The organism is Streptomyces sp. SID3343, assembly GCF_009865215.1.
Classification (GTDB): Bacteria; Actinomycetota; Actinomycetes; order Streptomycetales; family Streptomycetaceae; genus Embleya.
In genome coordinates this window covers 1-507 of sequence record NZ_WWJX01001542.1, presented here as the reverse complement: position 1 = coordinate 507, position 507 = coordinate 1, and the positions used below count along the sequence as shown (strand labels likewise).

At 78.7% G+C, this 507-nt stretch carries 1 protein-coding gene; it reads right to left on the bottom strand.

Annotated features, from left to right (window positions below):
• A partial coding sequence (locus tag GT354_RS49105; protein WP_161364642.1) for a glycosyltransferase family 9 protein occupies positions 1 to 507 on the bottom strand: 507 nt, incomplete at both ends.

Genomic DNA, 507 nt, shown 5'->3' with positions numbered 1-507 from the left:
CCGGTCCGGCACGGTCGGGCGGTTCGCGGCGCCCGCCCGGTGGGCTGCCCGCACCACCGCCTCGACGTCGATCGAGGCCAGCACCGGATCCACCGTCGTCGCATGCGGGTCCCCTCGATACCCGGGCGGCGCGGGCCACAGGACCCGATGCCGACCCGCCGCCGGCGGTCCCCACTCCGCAGGCGGCGTGGGGCCGAACAGGGTCACCGACGGACGGGCGAAGGCCGAGGCCAGGTGCGCCACCCCGGTGTCCCCGCTGACCACCAGGCGGGCCGACGCCACCAGCGCGGCCAACTCCGCGACGTCGGTACGGCCCGCCGCCGAGCCCGCGTCGCACGCGACCCGCTCGACCAACGCGTCGTCCTCGGGGCCACCGGTGACCACGACCCGATGACCGCGCAGCGTGAGCGCGCGCACCAGCGCGGCGAACCGATCCGCGGGCCAGCGCCGGGCCGCGGCAGCCGCTCCCGGGTGCACGATCGTGGCGCCGGCGAGGCCACACGGCGC